The sequence below is a fragment of the Streptococcus mitis genome (assembly GCF_023109515.1).
Lineage (GTDB): Bacteria > Bacillota > Bacilli > Lactobacillales > Streptococcaceae > Streptococcus > Streptococcus mitis_CS.
In genome coordinates this window covers 138,518-154,588 of the sequence record NZ_JALDUM010000001.1, presented here as the reverse complement: position 1 = coordinate 154,588, position 16,071 = coordinate 138,518, and the positions used below count along the sequence as shown (strand labels likewise).

Below are 16,071 nucleotides of genomic sequence, written 5' to 3'. Positions count from 1 at the left end.
TTGTTCTCCTTATTCATACTAGCTCCTGACCGAGCCGTTTTTTCCAATAATCAAAGTGAAGATAGGACATGATCTCCATCAGAGAAAGATAGACAAACTGATAGATCTGATTTAAGCTGATTATCAACTGATATTGTTTGAAAAATGACTGGAAGAAAGACCAGATATGACTGTCTTGAATCAGTCCCTTCTTAACATCAGACAGGATATTAGCTAAAGCTCCCAAGGACTGAAACGGTAAATCCTTGACATTTATATAGATCCGGTCCACCACATCATTCAGACTGGTATATTGGATGGCATGAAATTCTCCAAAGAGAACTCCTGCCGCTCCAAGAGTAGAAACAAATTCCACCAAATAATTTCTGAGGAAATTTTCTCAACCTTTTCCCATAATGTGTTTAGTGCCATCCATAACGATCCCAACCAGAAAAAGGAAAGAAAACAAGCAAAGAAATTTTGCCGTAAATCCCAAAAAGCTTCAAGACTTGGTGTTGTTGGTTTTTCTAACTCTTTTCCTTGAACCGATCACACCAGCAATCCCACCAGCAATAGCAATGAGAACATCCCAAATGGTTGGAGAGGTTCGTGCGATCAACTCGCTACTTGCATAAGACAAGGGAGAAATCCAGAAATACAGAGTCGAGACAAGCAAACTGACCAACACTTGAGTCAATAAAACCTCTAGAGATTGCTTGATTAAACGCGTATCAAAAATAGCTAAACCGAATCCCAGTCCAACAATCGGTGTCATGAGAGGTGAAATTAACATGGCTCCAATAATAACAGCTGTTGAATTCATATTTAGACCGATAGAGGCAATAAAAATTGCACACATCAAAATCGCTGTATCTCTCAATCGAACATGAAGGTCATCGTATAATTTCTCACGGTATTCCCGTGTTGAATAATTTCCGTTCATTGGTTACTCCTTTTATTTTATATAATCTTGTTTCTGCATGGATGATGGTAGAGAGACTTCTGTCCAATCTTACATATTTTTCTTCTCACCTGTTATTCTTTTGAAAATTATCTTTTAAGTATCCGTCAGTCCATCCTTTATATTATATCAAAAATTTTACAGTTTTTCTCTGACGAAATCTATCAATTGAATAGATAGATGAAGCAAGAAATTTTTGTTTCCTTATCCGAAGAAGGAAAAACGGTATCTCCTGAACCTTGATACTATGCGTTTTATTCTTTATAATTTAGCTATTTCAAAATTACAAGTTCTCCATTCTTAATTTCCCAAACTTGGTCAAACTTACTTAATAATTCGTTTTGGCGATGTAAAGTAACAATGACGGCACTTGGTAGTTCCAGAACTCTTTCCAATTCCATTTTAAACTGATTAGTATCCAAGGCAGAGAAAGGTTCGTCTAGGATAAGCAATGGATTTTTACGATTTTTCTCACGATTTAAATACATTCGTTGTTGCTGACCACCTGACAGGGATTGTGGTGGAATTTTTTCAAAATCTTCTTCTCTGAATTTTTCATTGAAACTATTGAATAGTGTTACATTATTTTCATAACTCGAAATAAATGTATGTTCTTGTTGCAGAATCATACCGAATCTTCCCCAAAGATGGTCCAAAACAAGCCCATCTAGCACAATTTGTCCTTCAAAATCTTCATCTGTTCCATTTAAAATGTTGAGAAGACTACTTTTTCCAGAACCATTCTTACCAATAAGCGCAATTTTATCCCCTTTTTGAATCGTAGCGGAAGTAATTATCAATTTTGATTCTCCCAGTTGTTTGGAAATGTTTTTCAAAGTAATCGTATCAAAAGAATGTTGAGGTGCTTGAACTGAAACGGGTCTCCCAACAATGTTTTGAAAACTCTTGATTACAGGCTTTACGGACTCTAACATTTGTAAATCATAAAGGATTTCCTGTATTGGTTCAGAAAAAGCATTAATATATCCGAAACTCGCCACCACCTCAGGAATACCGAGTTGCTGGTGAGATAGAGAGTAGGCTAAATAAATAAACAGAACAAGACTAATGAATTCAAAAGAAACACCTGTCAATAAGATGCCTGTAATTTTTGTCAAACCATACTTAAAATACTTATCCTGCAAATTCTTTAGAGAACTCTTTTGTTGATTCAAAAAATGCGACATGGTTAGTTTATTTACCAAATGATGTCCCATAAGCAAATCCTCCAAAGTTCGATAGTAATCTCCTTGTTTTTTCAAGTAAACCTGTCTACGATTAGCGGTCAACTTCCCAACGATTTTAGGAATTTGAATACTAATTCCAGTGGAAAAGATTAAAATCAGTGATACAATAGGATTAATTGTTCTGCTAATAATGAAAGCGTAAATGATGATACGTAAAATTTGTTTGATAAAACTCATCAATGGAGGAAGGTAATCCTTTTCCAACGAATCTAGGTCATTAGATTGATAGGAAATATACTCTGCTACTGTTTTCTGCTTGAAATCGTGGTGACTGAGTCCCAGAAGTGAACGAAACCACTCATTTTTCAAAGTAGTCGAAAAGATAATCCCCTGCTTCCAATCAAGTATCATTTGGATATAGTTACAACTCAAATAGCCTGCCACTGACATAGAGTAACCATATAGAGCTACTTGATAATCCCCTTTGATTAATGCCTGCGTGAAATACGGTAACAAAGCTGTGCAGATATTCGATACTACACCAAAAAGAAAATTAAAGAAGAGATACCATCTAATAGTTTTAAGATATGGTAGCATATACGATACTCCTTGCTAATGCGTTTTTTTACATATCGCAGAACAATCTCTACTATTCCCTATTTCAGATAGTGCGATACTCGGACATTGAGTGCAATAATTGTAAATCACACAAGTTCTGCAGTTTTTACTATCATTCAAAATATAATTTGCTATTTTGTAAAATATAGGTCTATCCCATGTTTCTTTGATAGATGTAAAATGAATATTTCCAACACTTCTATTGAAAGTAAGCTTTTTCAGTTTTTCTAACGATTTAGGCTATTTCGTGACACACCCACAATCCGTGAAAATTCTGGTTATATCAGATTATGTGATTTTCGTAAGAATTTTATATTGTCTCCAATCATGGTAGTCTCCTTTTACTTGATAAAACTATTATAACATTTAGAAATTAAAAACTGGTTCAAAATCAATAGGATGTGTGTATTCGATACATTCAATAAATTCTTGGAAACAGTTCTACACCAGTTACACAAATCTATATACACCTATCTCATTCAAAATAAAAAGAAAGCTGCAGTTCTTTTAATCCTGTATCAACGATTCATTCTGAAATCGAATAGGAGACATTTCCCAAGTCTACAATTCACTTCATCTCAAATTAATTTCTGTAATTCACCCTTAGTTTATAGATTTTATACTCAACAAAAGTATAAAGCATACAAAACTTCACTTTGAACCAGTATTTATACTATATTCCGTATTAAAAATTCTATTATTGGTTTTGAAAAAAAACAGTCTTCAAATATCCTGAAATATAGCAAAAAGAGATTGGGTAAAAACTCATTGTCTCTTCTCACTCAAGGACTAAGTTCACTTGAGCAAACTGAATCCGCACTGTCGTTCCTTTTCCGACCTCAGACTCGATGCGAATCTGGTGCCCCAGTTCTTCAGAAATTTTCTTAGATAGGTAGAGGCCAAGTCCAGATGACTGCTGGGTTAGGCGTCCATTATATCCTGAAAAGCCACGTTCAAAGACTCGGAGGACATCACTGTTTTTTATCCCGATTCCCGTATCCTTGATACAAAGCTCTTGCCCCTCCATATAAATCTCCAGACCACCTTCCTTGGTGTACTTGAGACAGTTTGAGATGATTTGCTCAATAACCACTAGCAGCCACTTTTTATCCGTCACGATTTCTTTATCAAGGTCATGTAGATTGACATTTAAGCCTTTTTGAATAAAGAAAAGAGCATATTTACGAATTATTTCCTTGACCAAATCCTCAATTTGCACCTGCTTTAAGACCAAATCATCATGAAAACTTTCTAAACGCAGGTACTGTAAGACTAGATTAGTATAGGAGTCGATTTTGAAAATTTCCTGTTCTAATTGCTGCTTCAGTTGGCGGTCGGCTACTTCTGCAACTAAGAGTTGACTAGCTGCAATGGGGGTCTTAATCTGATGAACCCACAAGGTATAGTAATCCAGCAAATCCGTCAATTTTCTTTCTGAATCTGACCTCTGCTGATAAAGTTCCATCTCACGCGCTTCTAATTTTTCTGCTAAAACTATTTCCAAAGGAGATTTGGCTTCCCTCTCCCCATAGAGAATTTCCTGACGATAGACCTGCATTTCCACCAATATGTCCCAAGTGAAAAATAAGATGGTTACAAAGCAACACAAGAGGAAAAAGTAGAGAAAGTAAATTCCCAAACTGGCAAATAAAAACTGAAAGAGTAAGAGCAGAAACGTCAAAGAAATCAGATAGACAAACAGACGACTACGGGAACGCAGATAGGCTAGAAAAAATTGTTTCCAATCAAGCATGCTTTAATCCGTACCCTATCCCTTTCTTGGTTTCGATAAATCCTACCAAGCCCTGCTCTTCCAACTTTTTACGCAAACGAGCCACATTGACAGAGAGGGTATTGTCATCAATGAAAAAGTCACTGTTCCAAAGTTCCCGCATCAGGTCGTCACGCGCTACAATATTGCCCGCATGCTCAAACAAAACGCGTAAAATCTGGAATTCATTCTTGGTCAAATTCAAGACTTGCCCTTGATAATGTAAATCCATTGATTTGGTATTGAGGATAACACCGGCATATTCCAGTAAACTCTCGTCACGCCCAAACTCATAGGAACGACGCAACAAGCCCTGAACCTTGGCTAAAAGAACCTGCTGGTCAAAAGGCTTGGTCACAAAGTCATCCGCCCCCATATTGATTGCCATGACAATATCCATAGCCTGGTCTCTCGAAGACAGAAACATGATGGGGACCTTGGAAATCTTGCGAATTTCCTGACACCAGTGATAGCCATTAAACAAGGGCAAACCAATATCCATGAGGACCAGATGAGGTTCCGACTGAACAAATAGACTCAAAACTTCCATAAAGTCTTCTACCAGGACCACTTCAAATCCCCATTCAGAGAGCATTTTTCCGACTTGTTGACGAATAACCTGATCATCTTCTACTAATAAAATCTTGTGCATGCGCTCCTCCTTTTCTATTATTATAACAGATTTTTCAATGCTAGAAGATCTGAAACTGAATTTGAAGCAGCTTGTTTTTAGGCAACAAAATGAGGCAATCCTACTAGCTAATTTAAGGGAAATTTGATAAGATAAATAAAAAGAAAGGAGCTCTTATGGCCAATATTTTTGACTATCTGAAAGATGTCGCACACGATTCCTTTTACGACCTACCTTTGAATGAATTAGATGTTTTAGCCTTAACAGAAACCACCTACCTCTCCTTTGATAATCTGGTCTCCACAACTCCTCAGCGACTTTTAGACCTGGCACCTCAGGTTCCAAGAGAGCCTAACATGTTGACCAGCAAAAATCGCCTCCAGCTATTGGATGAATTAGCTCGACACAAACGCTTCAAAAATTGCAAACTCTCCCATTTTATCAATGACATCAATCCTGAATTGCAAAAACAATTTGCAGCTATGACCTACCACCTCAATCTCGATACCTATCTGATTGTCTTTCGTGGGACTGATGACAGTATCATTGGCTGGAAGGAAGATTTCCACCTGACTTATATGAAGGAAATTCCTGCTCAAAAGCATGCCCTCCGCTATTTAAAGAACTTTTTTGCCCACCATCCTAAGCAAAAGGTCATTCTGGCTGGACATTCCAAGGGAGGAAATTTAGCCATCTATGCTGCTAGTCAAATTGAGAAAAACTTGCAAAATCAAATCACAGCAGTTTATACCTTTGATGCGCCTGGTCTCCACACAGAATTGACACAAACCGAGGGCTATCAAAGGATAATGGATAAAACCAAGGTCTTCATTCCACAAGGTTCCATCATCGGTATGATGCTAGAAATCCCTAACCAGCAAATCATCGTGCACAGTACTGCTTTGGGTGGTATCGCCCAGCACGATACCTTTAGTTGGCAGATTGAGGACAAGCACTTCGTCCAACTGGATAAAACCAACAGTGATAGCCAACAAGTTGACATAACCTTCAAAGAATGGGTGGCCACAGTCCCTGACGAGGAACTCCAGCTCTACTTCGATCTCTTCTTTGGCACCATTCTTGATTCTGGTATTACTTCTATCAATGACTTGTCTTCCTTAAAGGCTATCGAACACATTCATCATCTCTTCGTCCAAGCTCAATCCCTAACTCCAGAAGAAAGGGAAACTATGGGACGTCTCACTCAATTATTGATTGATACCCGTTACCAAGCATGGAAAAATAGATAGTACTCTTGAAAATCAAATGTATACAAAACAAAAGACCTAGAATACATACTTTCATGTGCATTCTAAGTCTTTTTAAATAGAATCTGACTACCAAATAATTCCTTTGTAGGCTATCAAAATGAGTGCTAATAGCAGGACATAAAAGGCAAGGAAAAGCCATTTCATTTTGACACAGAGAGCTACGTACTCCCGAATAAAAGCAGATGGTATGTAGTAGCCTGCCGTCCTACATCCGAGGCCATCTCCCTTCATTTTTAACTTACGAGCATAGGTACTTGTTCTAAAGACATGATAATCATTTGTTACAAAGAGGAATTGAGGTTTGGCTACCAGCTTCTCACCAAGTTCCTTAGAAAAGAGAAGGTTCTCGTAGGTAGTCCTTGATTGGTCCTCCAGGATAATCCCATCTTGGGGAACATCGGTCTCTTCAAGCAGATAGTTTGTAATAGCCTGCGCTTCAGAAATCTTCTCATCTCCTCCTTGACCACCACTAGCAATGATTTTGATATGAGGATTCTTAGAATTGTGGTAAGCTTCTACTGCCTTATCAATTCTCCTCTTTAGCAAAGGTGTTACCTTTTCTCCGTCTAACAAACCTGCACCATGAATGATGATAAAATCATAATGCTTCTTCTTAGGAATAAAGAGATACAAGATAGAGTACAACATAAAACCCACAAAAGCAAAACCAAAAATAAAGTAAGAATAAGCAATAAATGCAAATAAAATGTTTAGAAAGTGATTGGTGTAAAATAATTCATTTCTATCACCCAATCGAAATGACATCAAGGCAAAAAATAACAAAATGACTATTCCAAGGAGCATTGAGAGATAATTAGCCTTTGAACGTCCCTCTCGCTTCAACAAAATGACCCCATTATAGATTAAAAAGATGCCACTTAGAAAAATCAGTATCGGAAGTAAAATAAAGGGAAATATAAAAAAAGCGAAATGAATCTTCTCATACCCATTTTGATAAAAAAGGTAGCCTAGATAAAAATAACTGGAAATGAGGGATAATAAGAATAATACTGGATTCCACAAACTTCTATTATCCTTCCAAAATGACACTATAAAGGCTAATACAATTCCTATAACGAGATACATTTCTTCCTCCTTTTATGAGTTCATTCTATCATAATTATCCAAAGAAAAAAAGAGGGCACCTATCCCTCTCAATCCTTCATCTGACTCTCTGCATCTGCCACGACCTGTTCTAGACTGGTCTGACCAAGTTCAGCCTCCATAGCCAGCTGGATTCTCTCCAATTTTTGATCTAAAACATCATGAATATGAGCTCCAACTGGGCAATTTGGATTTGGATTGTCATGGAAACTGAAGAGTTGGCCTGTCTTACCAAGACATTCGACCGCTTGATAAACATCTAAAAGACTAATGTCTTTGAGATCCTTAACAATCTCTGTTCCCCCTGTTCCGCGCGCTACTGAAATCAGTTCAGCCTTCTTCAACTGGGACAAGGTCTTTCTGATAATGACAGGATTGACCCCGACACTAGCAGCCAGAAAATCACTGGTCACCTTGCTTTCCTTCCCCTTGAGGGCAATGATTATCAGCATATGAGTCGCAATGGTAAATCTACTTGGAATTTGCATACTCTTCTCCTTTTTACGAGGCTAGCCTACCTCTACTCTTCTCTTTCTTTTATTATACCCTTTTTGGTTGTAATGTCAATTATTACCACTTTTCAACCAAGCATCTAATTCCCTATCATAGCCCTCTTTCTGGGCCAATTCTCTCAGAAATTCCTGATGATGAGTATGGTGGATACCATTGACTAGACTTTCATAATAAACCTCAAAATAGGGAAGTTTGAGGTCTTTAGCCAACTGCAATTCAGCTGCCACATCGTAGTCCACCCGTCGGAAGTCCATATCTACCAAGCCCTTGTCATCAAACTCTAAAATCATATACTGGGCCCGCAAGTCCTTCCGCAACTGGGCATCTAGAAAGAAAGGTTGCCCAATCGAACCTGGATTGACAATTAATTGTCCACCAGTCCCGTAACGAAGCAACTGCTGGTGAATATGACCATAAACAGCAATATCACAAGGCGGATTGGTCACCAAGCGGTCAAAATCCTCTTGCGCTCCAGTATGAATCAACTCTCGCCCCCAGTTCTTATCAGGCAGATGATGGCTAATTCCTACCGTCAAATCACCAAACTGACGATGAATCTGGAGGGGTTGATTGTGGAGCAGTTCAATTTCTTCTAGGGAAATTTCCTCTAAAACATACTGGCACTGGCGCAAGAGATAGCGTTGACTGGGACGAGTACTATCCAATTCCTTACGGACACCGTGCCACAGACTATCTTCCCAGTTTCCCAAAACTCTAGCCGTAATCGGTAGTTGAGCCAACAAGTCCAAAATCCTTCTACGCCCTGTCCCTGGCATGAGAATATCTCCCAGAAGCCAGTATTCATCCACTCCTAGCTGCCGAGCATCTGCCAAAACAGCCTCCAAGGCGGTGGTATTTCCATGAATATCTGAAAGAAGAGCTATTTTCGTCATATCCATCTCCTCGTTTTTTCTCTTGCAATAAGTATAACATAAAAAGTCACAGCTAGAGAAATCTAGCTTTTTTTGATATACTAGATATAGATATTAGACAAGAGGAAACGAATGACCCCGAATAAAGAAGATTATCTAAAATGTATTTATGAAATCGGCATAGACCTGCATAAAATTACCAACAAGGAAATTGCGGCTCGCATGCAAGTCTCTCCCCCTGCCGTAACTGAAATGATTAAACGGATGAAGAGCGAAAACCTCATCCTTAAGGACAAGGAATGTGGCTATCTACTGACTGACCTCGGCCTCAAATTGGTCTCTGAGCTCTATCGTAAGCATCGCTTGATTGAAGTTTTTCTAGTCCATCATTTAGACTATACAAGTGACCAGATTCACGAGGAAGCTGAGGTCTTGGAACATACTGTCTCTGACCTGTTCGTGGAAAGACTGGATAAATTGCTAGGATTTCCCAAGACCTGTCCTCATGGAGGAACTATTCCTGTCAAGGGAGAACTCTTAGTTGAAATCAATAACCTGCCACTAGCTGATATCAAGGAAGCTGGCGCCTACCGCCTGACTCGGGTGCACGATAGTTTTGACATTCTCCATTATCTGGATAAGCACTCACTTCGCATCGGTGACCAGCTCCAAGTCCAGCAGTTTGATGGCTTCAGTAACACCTTTACTATCTTTAGTAAAGACGAGGATTTACAAGTGAATATGGACATTGCAAAACAACTCTATGTCGAGAAAATCAACTAATTTCTCAAGTCCCCCAACCAACCCTGAAAGTTTTATTTTCAGGGTTTTATTTCTATCATTTGATTTTGCTTTCATTTAATTGTAGAATATTTGTAAAAAAAAGAAAGATAGTTTAAACTATGAAAAAATCACTAAAAATTTTTGCTACATCTAAATGGTTTGACCTCTTTGGGGTTGCTTTAGTCGTTGGGATTGCGATTGCATCTGGTTACCTCAACTCCCGCCTCGATAAATTCGTAGACTGGGGACCATGGACAGCTCTTGTTCCCTTTGGATTGATTTCCGTAACCAACGTTGGGATTTCCATGTTATCCACTCGTTTCACGGGGAAATTAAGCAAATGGGGAAATTACTTTGGTATTGTTAATACCATTTTGTCCGGTGCTATTGATTATATCCTTGGAAATAAGGCGGCCATCATTACCTATCCCGTCACCTTCCTCATTTATACCTTTGCTATTAAGAAATGGGAAGCTTCGCAAGAAGGCAGGCCCAACCAAATGAGCCAAAAACAGCTAAAATTGGCGGCCATCATCATTTCCATCATCGCCTTCCTCTTTGCCTTTGTGACAAACTTTATCGGCTATGGAGGAAAGATGAATCTCCTTGCCTATGTAACAACCATTGCCTTTGCACTCTCACTCATTGCCAATGCTTTTAACGCATTGAAACTAACAACTCAGTGGGGCTTTTGGTTGATTTACAATTTCGTTCAGCTGACAAAAGCTGGTATTCAAGGAAATTTTGCCAATATCGGAAAATACATCTTTTATATCCTCAATGCAATCGGAGCTTTATTTGTCTGGAATGATGAAGAAGTAAGATAATAGAAGAAAACTTAAATAAAAAAACAAGTCGACTTAAGAGAATCTCCCTTCTGCTATTTTTATCATTTTACTTGTAACTCCCATTCTTTTGGAGTAGAATGAAGTTAGATAAAAGAGGGGGGTCATCTTATGAAAAAACTCTTTAGAATCCATTTTACAGCAATTGCAGTCATCGATTTGCTACTATTCGCATTTTTTAACAAAAGACCCGAGACATCTTTGGAGTGGCTCTTGCTATCTGGTTTTATTTTCCTCCTTACTCAAGGACTCCTGTTATTTCGCTTGGTTGTCCGACTCAAACATCAATTCGCTGAGATTTATCCTCAAATCAATAAAAAGATTCGCTTCTACTATTTAGGGGTTCTCTCCATTGATTTTCTATTTTTTGTCCTCTTAGCCTTCATTAGTTCTCAGCGTTTTTACTCTCTTATGCCAATCATCACTGCTTGTCATTCTACTTTATATTATATGACGGCTGACTACCTAAGAGAAAACTATCCAGACTTTTACGATAAACACATCTCTTTATGGGAGTGTCTCTAAGGAAAAGGATGTTTTAGCATGAAAAAAATTATCTCCATCAAAACCATTCAACTCCTTATCATCGATGGAATTATGCTGGCATTTTTGACATTTAAAGAGGGACTTACTTGGGATTGGATGTTGATTTATAGCGGTTGGCTCATTTTCTTTCATCCTGTGCTATTGACCTATCTTTCCAACCAACTTTGTGACCACTTTAGTCACCTTTATTCCCAGATTAGACCGAGATTCTGGCGTTTTACCTTACAAATCCTCCTATGGGATGGCCTGATAATTCTCTCTTTGCTGTTTTTAAGTGGTGTCCCACTTTTCCTTCAGGGAACTCTCCTCATCCTAGGACATCTCATCCCTTCCTATCGCATAAGCCAAATCCTGAAAAGAGACTTCCCCCAAGCATATCAAGAACCGATTGCATTTTGGAGTATTTTGTAATAGATAAGAAAGACCAAGCCGGCTGGGCTTGGTTTTTCTTATCTATTTTTCGTATCAAGGATAATGGTGACTGGTCCGTCATTGACCAGCTCAACTTGCATATCCGCTCCAAAGATGCCTGTCTGAATGGACACTTCTTGCGCTAATTTTTGATTGAAAGCATCATAGAAGTCCGATGCCATATCAGGTTTGGCTGCGCCTGTAAAGGCTGGACGATTGCCTTTCTTAGTATCCGCAAAGAGGGTAAACTGAGAAATAGAGAGGATTTCTCCTTCAATATCTTTGACAGACAGGTTCATCTTGCCTTCTGCATCTGAAAAAATCCGCATGTTGACAAGCTTTCTCACAGCATAGTCCAAATCTTCCTCTTGGTCCTCTGGTCCAACTCCAACCAGCAATAAAAGTCCCTGATTGATTTTTCCCTGAACCTGGCCTTCGATACTCACTTGGGCTTTTGTAACCCGTTGGATAATGATCTTCATAATAGCCTTTCTAGTAAGAGCTAGGACAATTAGCCATTGGTACGTTTAACAGAGTAAACTTCTGGCACACTTTTAATCTTGTCCACGACCGAAGTCAGCGTAGAGAGGTTAGCAATGCCGAAGGACACATGGATATTAGCAAACTTCATATCCTTGGTTGGTTGGGCGTTGACTGTTGAGATATTCTTAGTCGTGTTTGAAAGAACTTGCAGTACATCGTTCAATAGTCCTGTACGGTTGAGGCCGTAAATATCGATATGAGCCATATACTCCTTATTGGAGCTAGAGTACTGGTCTTCCCACTCCACATCAAGGAGACGTTGCTCATAGTTTTCTTGAGCGCGCAGGTTCATACAGTCCACACGGTGAATAGCTACACCACGCCCCTTGGTGATATAGCCGACAATATCGTCACCAGGCACTGGATTACAACACTTGGCAATCCGCACTAGGAGACCTGAGGCACCTTCAATGACCACTCCACCCTCATGCTTAACCTTGAGGGTTTCTTTGTTCTCAACCTTGACCTCGCCACCTTTGACAAGTTCTTCTGCCTCCGCCTTGGCCTTGGCACGTTCTTCTTCACGGCGTTCCTTTTCAGTCAGACGGTTAAAGACAGTAATAGCTCCAATTTCTCCAAAACCAATAGCCGCAAAGAGGGATTCTTCTGTCTTGTAGCTGGTCTTTTGTAGAACTTGGTCCATGTGGCGCTTGTCCATGAATTTATTGGCCACATAGCCGTTTTCTTGAAACTGGGCCATCAACATTTCACGACCCTTGTTGACAGACAATTCCTTATCTTGGTTTTTAAAGAACTGACGAATCTTGTTACGCGCCTTGCTGGTCTTGACCATATTGAGCCAGTCACGGCTAGGTCCAAAGGAGTTCGGGTTGGTGACAATTTCAACCTGATCCCCTGTCTTGAGCTTGGTCGTCAGTGGAACCATACGGCCATTGACCTTAGCACCAGTTGCTTTTTCCCCAACTTTTGTATGGATTTCATAGGCAAAGTCAATCGGTCCTGAATCTTTTGGAAGGGAACGAACAGCTCCATCTGGGGTAAAGACGTAAATCTCCTCAGCCAGATAGTTTTCCTTAACTGAATCTACAAATTCCTTAGCATCATCAGCCTGGTCTTGGAGCTCCATCATCTCCTTGATCCAGTTCATACCAATGGCCGATTCCTTGCTGTTAACCTGCCCCTTGATGCCCTTCTTATAAGCCCAGTGAGCCGCAACCCCGTACTCTGCCACCTCGTGCATTTCCTTGGTCCGAATCTGGAATTCAATCGGCCCTTTTGGTCCATAAACAGTCGTATGGATAGACTGATAACCATTGGCCTTGCGGTTAGCGATATAGTCTTTGAAACGACCTGGCATTGGTTTCCAAAGTTCATGCACATAACCAAGCATGGCATAAACATCACTTTGGGTATCTAAAATACAGCGAATGGCAATCAGGTCATAGATTTCCTCAAAACGTTTTCTCTTATCCTGCATTTTGCGGAAAATCGAGTAAATATGCTTGGGACGACCATAAATCTTCCCTTTCAAGTGACGATCCGTCGTATAGTCTTCTAGTTTCGTAACTACCTCATCCACCAAGGCTTCACGCTCTCTGCGTTTTTCCTTCATCATATGAGTAATCTTGTAAAACTCCGTTGGGTTGAGATAACGAAAAGATAGATCTTCCAATTCCCATTTAACGCTAGAAATCCCCAAACGGTGGGCCAGTGGGGCATAGATTTCCATAGTTTCTTTGGAAATACGCTCCTGTTTGTCTTTTCGAAGGTGTTTAAGCGTCCGCATATTGTGCAGACGGTCAGACAGTTTAACCAAGATAACGCGGATGTCCTCAGACATGGCCATGAGCATCTTACGATGATTTTCTGCCAACTGCTCTTCGTGAGACTTGTATTTGACCTTACCAAGCTTGGTAACCCCATCTACGATTACCCGCACATCAGGACCAAACTCTCTTTCCAAATCGTCCAAGGTCGCATCTGTATCTTCCACCACGTCATGCAGGAAACCACAAGCTACCGTTACAGCATCCAGCTTGAGCTTAGCTAAAATACCTGCCACTTGGATGGGGTGAATGATATAAGGCTCACCTGATTGGCGATATTGACCACAATGGCAATCCACCGCATAGACCAAGGCCTTATGGACAAAATGGACATCCTCTTCCGTCAAATATTCTTTGGTTAAAGCGACAACTTCTTCGCCTGTTAAATTCACTTCTTTTGGCATCTCTACTCTCCAATTCTTCCTACCATTTTATCACTTTTTTAAGAATATGAAAACTAGAAAAAGAGGATTCTAAAGCTTATTCAAGTTGTTGGGAAGGAGGATAAAAAAAGATTCACACTAAAACAATAAAATTATCTGATTTTCATCTATCTTTTTGGATATAGGCTACACTAAAAGTCAGTGAAATGAAAATACATTCTTCTTTTTTCAATAAATAAGGTTTGATATTTTGGTAATTTTCTAACCTTTTTAGTGTATAATGGTAATATAAACAGTTTTTTTACGATAATTACTGAATTTTCATCTTTCTAGAAAGGCAAACAACATGAAATTACACAAAAGACTGACACTTTTAGCTTTGGCTGTTCTCGGCTTATCCAGCCAAATCGTTTTGGCTGACGATACGAGTCATTCCACTACTGCCCCTATGACTAGTTCAACCAGTAGCTCAACAAATACTTCCACTAGCAATTCTACTAGCAGTTCTCAAGCTAGTACAGAAACTTCGTCAAGTATAGCTAGTTCAAGTGAGCAAGAAAGCAAACCTTCTCTTTCTAGGGAAACCAAACCCAATCAACCTATACAAACTGGCTGGGTAAAAGAGGGGAACAAGTGGACTTTTTATAGTCAAACTGGGGTCAAATTTACAGATACTCTCTATGATGGTTATTTCTTTGATAGTCATGGCTACTTGCTTGAAAACAGCTGGTACCAAATGGGAAATAATTGGTACTATATCAATGGTTCAGGTAAATATTTATCCAACCAATGGAGCCAAATCAATGGCAAGTGGTATGCTTTTGATGGCTACGGTAGAATGTTGGCCAATGTCTGGAAAGGCGATTACTATCTCAAAGACAGTGGTGCTATGGCAGATAAGGAATGGGTCTACGACCAAAGCTACTCTAGTTGGTTTTACCTAAAATCTGGCGGACGCTATGCCCAAAAACAATGGATTGGTTCCTACTATCTTAAATCTGGTGGCTACATGGCCCACAAAGAATGGATTTATGACCCAGACTATCAAGCTTGGTACTATCTTAAGGACGATGGTGTGTATGTTACAGGAACCTATGCTGTGGATGGTAAAAACCAGCTCTTCCAAGGGAATGGAAAATGGGTTCGTGAATTAGCACAAGGTTTTCAAAAAGGACATTACTCTAAAACCATCTTTCTCGATCCAGGACACGGTGGTAAGGATCGCGGGGCTTATTACTATGGCATAGCTGAGAAAGAATTGAACCTACAAGTTTATCGTAAGCTACGTAAACGACTAGAAGGACTCGGCTATACCGTTCTCACCTCTCGAGATAGTGATATAGACGTTGATTTTATTACCGAGCGTTCTCGTATGGTCAACAAGACCAATGCTGACTTTTTCATCAGCCTTCATTTCAATGCAAAAGGGAATGATACGACCGTTAATCTTGGTATCCAGACCTATTCTTACAAGGATGAACCTGGCTTCCCTAGCAAGATTAACAAGGATTGGCACAACAATCCTGAACGGATGAGTGAAAGTAATCGTCTCGCAGCTGATATCCATTCTTCACTGCTAGCTGAAACTGGAGCTAGAGATGCTGGACTCTTGCAAGCAACCTTTGCTGTTCTTCGCGAAACAGCCAAACCAGCTGTTTTGCTAGAGATGGGATATATGGATAATCCAGAAGAAAACCAAAAAATCCGCAGTAGTGACTACCAAGATAAACTGGTTGAAGGGATTATCAAGGGAATCCAAAAATATTACGCAGGGAATTAAAGCAGTCTAAGCCTCGAACTCATTCGGGGCTTATTTTTCTTATCCAAATCATATCCTTCTTTCTAGAATTATTTCCTTTTTAAGCT

Annotated in this window: 15 protein-coding genes and 2 pseudogenes; 6 read left to right on the top strand and 11 right to left on the bottom strand. The window is 39.5% G+C overall.

Going from position 1 to position 16,071, the window contains the following annotated elements; all coding sequences use genetic code 11:
- Window positions 1-13: 13 nt before the first annotated feature.
- From M1G05_RS00830 to M1G05_RS00805, 6 genes and pseudogenes are all read right to left on the bottom strand, one after another.
- Window positions 14-355 (bottom strand): hypothetical protein, encoded by a 342-nt coding sequence (locus M1G05_RS00830; RefSeq protein ID WP_247952720.1) that lies wholly within the window; start codon window positions 353-355, stop codon window positions 14-16.
- Window positions 280-513, bottom strand: a pseudogene (locus M1G05_RS00825) (TMEM175 family protein); the annotation flags it as partial. The gene M1G05_RS00830 and the pseudogene M1G05_RS00825, both read right to left, overlap by 76 nt.
- Window positions 512-922 (bottom strand): annotated as a pseudogene (locus M1G05_RS00820) (DUF389 domain-containing protein); the annotation flags it as partial. The pseudogenes M1G05_RS00825 and M1G05_RS00820, both read right to left, overlap by 2 nt.
- Window positions 923-1,212: 290 nt before the next feature.
- Window positions 1,213-2,724, bottom strand: a complete 1,512-nt coding sequence (locus tag M1G05_RS00815) for an ATP-binding cassette domain-containing protein (RefSeq protein WP_004242726.1) — start codon at window positions 2,722-2,724, stop codon at window positions 1,213-1,215.
- A gap of 799 nt (window positions 2,725-3,523) precedes the next feature.
- Complete coding sequence (locus tag M1G05_RS00810; RefSeq protein ID WP_000887959.1) at window positions 3,524-4,498, bottom strand: sensor histidine kinase; 975 nt, start codon at window positions 4,496-4,498, stop codon at window positions 3,524-3,526.
- Window positions 4,491-5,168 (bottom strand): response regulator transcription factor, encoded by a 678-nt coding sequence (locus tag M1G05_RS00805; RefSeq protein ID WP_000548991.1) that lies wholly within the window; start codon window positions 5,166-5,168, stop codon window positions 4,491-4,493. The genes M1G05_RS00810 and M1G05_RS00805 overlap by 8 nt, the downstream gene beginning before the upstream one ends.
- Window positions 5,169-5,323: 155 nt before the next feature.
- Between M1G05_RS00805 and M1G05_RS00800 the strand changes: the two genes are divergently transcribed.
- Complete coding sequence (locus M1G05_RS00800) at window positions 5,324-6,397, top strand: DUF2974 domain-containing protein (protein ID WP_001273807.1); 1,074 nt, start codon at window positions 5,324-5,326, stop codon at window positions 6,395-6,397.
- A gap of 87 nt (window positions 6,398-6,484) precedes the next feature.
- Here the strand turns inward: M1G05_RS00800 and M1G05_RS00795 are convergent, their stop codons facing one another.
- From M1G05_RS00795 to M1G05_RS00785, 3 genes are all read right to left on the bottom strand, one after another.
- Entirely contained in the window at window positions 6,485-7,504 is a 1,020-nt protein-coding gene (locus M1G05_RS00795; RefSeq protein ID WP_247952719.1) for a YdcF family protein, read from the bottom strand.
- Between the two features lie 68 nt (window positions 7,505-7,572).
- On the bottom strand, window positions 7,573-8,010 hold the full coding sequence (locus tag M1G05_RS00790) for an Rrf2 family transcriptional regulator (RefSeq protein WP_001166795.1): 438 nt from the start codon (window positions 8,008-8,010) through the stop codon (window positions 7,573-7,575).
- A 75-nt stretch (window positions 8,011-8,085) separates the two neighbouring features.
- Window positions 8,086-8,928: a metallophosphoesterase family protein gene (locus M1G05_RS00785; protein WP_247952718.1), complete on the bottom strand. Its 843-nt coding sequence runs from the start codon at window positions 8,926-8,928 to the stop codon at window positions 8,086-8,088.
- A 111-nt stretch (window positions 8,929-9,039) separates the two neighbouring features.
- On the opposite strand from M1G05_RS00785, the gene M1G05_RS00780 reads away from it, so the two are divergent.
- The 4 genes from M1G05_RS00780 to M1G05_RS00765 all read left to right on the top strand — a co-directional run bounded on the left by M1G05_RS00780 (window position 9,040) and on the right by M1G05_RS00765 (window position 11,492).
- Window positions 9,040-9,690, top strand: coding sequence for a metal-dependent transcriptional regulator (locus M1G05_RS00780; protein WP_247952717.1), 651 nt, complete (start codon window positions 9,040-9,042; stop codon window positions 9,688-9,690).
- Window positions 9,691-9,809: 119 nt separating this feature from the next.
- Window positions 9,810-10,517 (top strand): nicotinamide mononucleotide transporter, encoded by a 708-nt coding sequence (locus M1G05_RS00775; RefSeq protein WP_004255605.1) that lies wholly within the window; start codon window positions 9,810-9,812, stop codon window positions 10,515-10,517.
- Between the two features lie 129 nt (window positions 10,518-10,646).
- Window positions 10,647-11,060, top strand: a complete 414-nt coding sequence (locus M1G05_RS00770) for a hypothetical protein (RefSeq protein WP_247952716.1) — start codon at window positions 10,647-10,649, stop codon at window positions 11,058-11,060.
- Window positions 11,061-11,078: 18 nt separating this feature from the next.
- Complete coding sequence (locus tag M1G05_RS00765; RefSeq protein WP_247952715.1) at window positions 11,079-11,492, top strand: hypothetical protein; 414 nt, start codon at window positions 11,079-11,081, stop codon at window positions 11,490-11,492.
- A 38-nt stretch (window positions 11,493-11,530) separates the two neighbouring features.
- Here the strand turns inward: M1G05_RS00765 and dtd are convergent, their stop codons facing one another.
- Entirely contained in the window at window positions 11,531-11,974 is a 444-nt protein-coding gene (gene dtd / locus M1G05_RS00760; RefSeq protein ID WP_247952714.1) for a D-aminoacyl-tRNA deacylase, read from the bottom strand.
- Between the two features lie 29 nt (window positions 11,975-12,003).
- Window positions 12,004-14,226 (bottom strand): RelA/SpoT family protein, encoded by a 2,223-nt coding sequence (locus M1G05_RS00755; RefSeq protein WP_247952713.1) that lies wholly within the window; start codon window positions 14,224-14,226, stop codon window positions 12,004-12,006.
- Window positions 14,227-14,551: 325 nt separating this feature from the next.
- Here M1G05_RS00755 and M1G05_RS00750 point away from each other — a divergent pair, with 325 nt between their 5' ends.
- Window positions 14,552-15,985, top strand: coding sequence for an N-acetylmuramoyl-L-alanine amidase (locus M1G05_RS00750; RefSeq protein ID WP_247952712.1), 1,434 nt, complete (start codon window positions 14,552-14,554; stop codon window positions 15,983-15,985).
- Window positions 15,986-16,071: the final 86 nt, after the last annotated feature.

What these genes read in the sequence shown, in the direction of transcription:
- M1G05_RS00815 (WP_004242726.1), bottom strand. Translation starts at nt 2,724, where the DNA reads ATGCTACCATATCTTAAAACTATTAGATGGTATCTCTTCTTTAATTTT.
- M1G05_RS00810 (WP_000887959.1), bottom strand. Translation starts at nt 4,498, where the DNA reads ATGCTTGATTGGAAACAATTTTTTCTAGCCTATCTGCGTTCCCGTAGT.
- M1G05_RS00805 (WP_000548991.1), bottom strand. Translation starts at nt 5,168, where the DNA reads ATGCACAAGATTTTATTAGTAGAAGATGATCAGGTTATTCGTCAACAA.
- M1G05_RS00800 (WP_001273807.1), top strand. Translation starts at nt 5,324, where the DNA reads ATGGCCAATATTTTTGACTATCTGAAAGATGTCGCACACGATTCCTTT.
- M1G05_RS00795 (WP_247952719.1), bottom strand. Translation starts at nt 7,504, where the DNA reads ATGTATCTCGTTATAGGAATTGTATTAGCCTTTATAGTGTCATTTTGG.
- M1G05_RS00790 (WP_001166795.1), bottom strand. Translation starts at nt 8,010, where the DNA reads ATGCAAATTCCAAGTAGATTTACCATTGCGACTCATATGCTGATAATC.
- M1G05_RS00785 (WP_247952718.1), bottom strand. Translation starts at nt 8,928, where the DNA reads ATGACGAAAATAGCTCTTCTTTCAGATATTCATGGAAATACCACCGCC.
- M1G05_RS00780 (WP_247952717.1), top strand. Translation starts at nt 9,040, where the DNA reads ATGACCCCGAATAAAGAAGATTATCTAAAATGTATTTATGAAATCGGC.
- M1G05_RS00775 (WP_004255605.1), top strand. Translation starts at nt 9,810, where the DNA reads ATGAAAAAATCACTAAAAATTTTTGCTACATCTAAATGGTTTGACCTC.
- M1G05_RS00770 (WP_247952716.1), top strand. Translation starts at nt 10,647, where the DNA reads ATGAAAAAACTCTTTAGAATCCATTTTACAGCAATTGCAGTCATCGAT.
- M1G05_RS00765 (WP_247952715.1), top strand. Translation starts at nt 11,079, where the DNA reads ATGAAAAAAATTATCTCCATCAAAACCATTCAACTCCTTATCATCGAT.
- dtd (WP_247952714.1), bottom strand. Translation starts at nt 11,974, where the DNA reads ATGAAGATCATTATCCAACGGGTTACAAAAGCCCAAGTGAGTATCGAA.
- M1G05_RS00755 (WP_247952713.1), bottom strand. Translation starts at nt 14,226, where the DNA reads ATGCCAAAAGAAGTGAATTTAACAGGCGAAGAAGTTGTCGCTTTAACC.
- M1G05_RS00750 (WP_247952712.1), top strand. Translation starts at nt 14,552, where the DNA reads ATGAAATTACACAAAAGACTGACACTTTTAGCTTTGGCTGTTCTCGGC.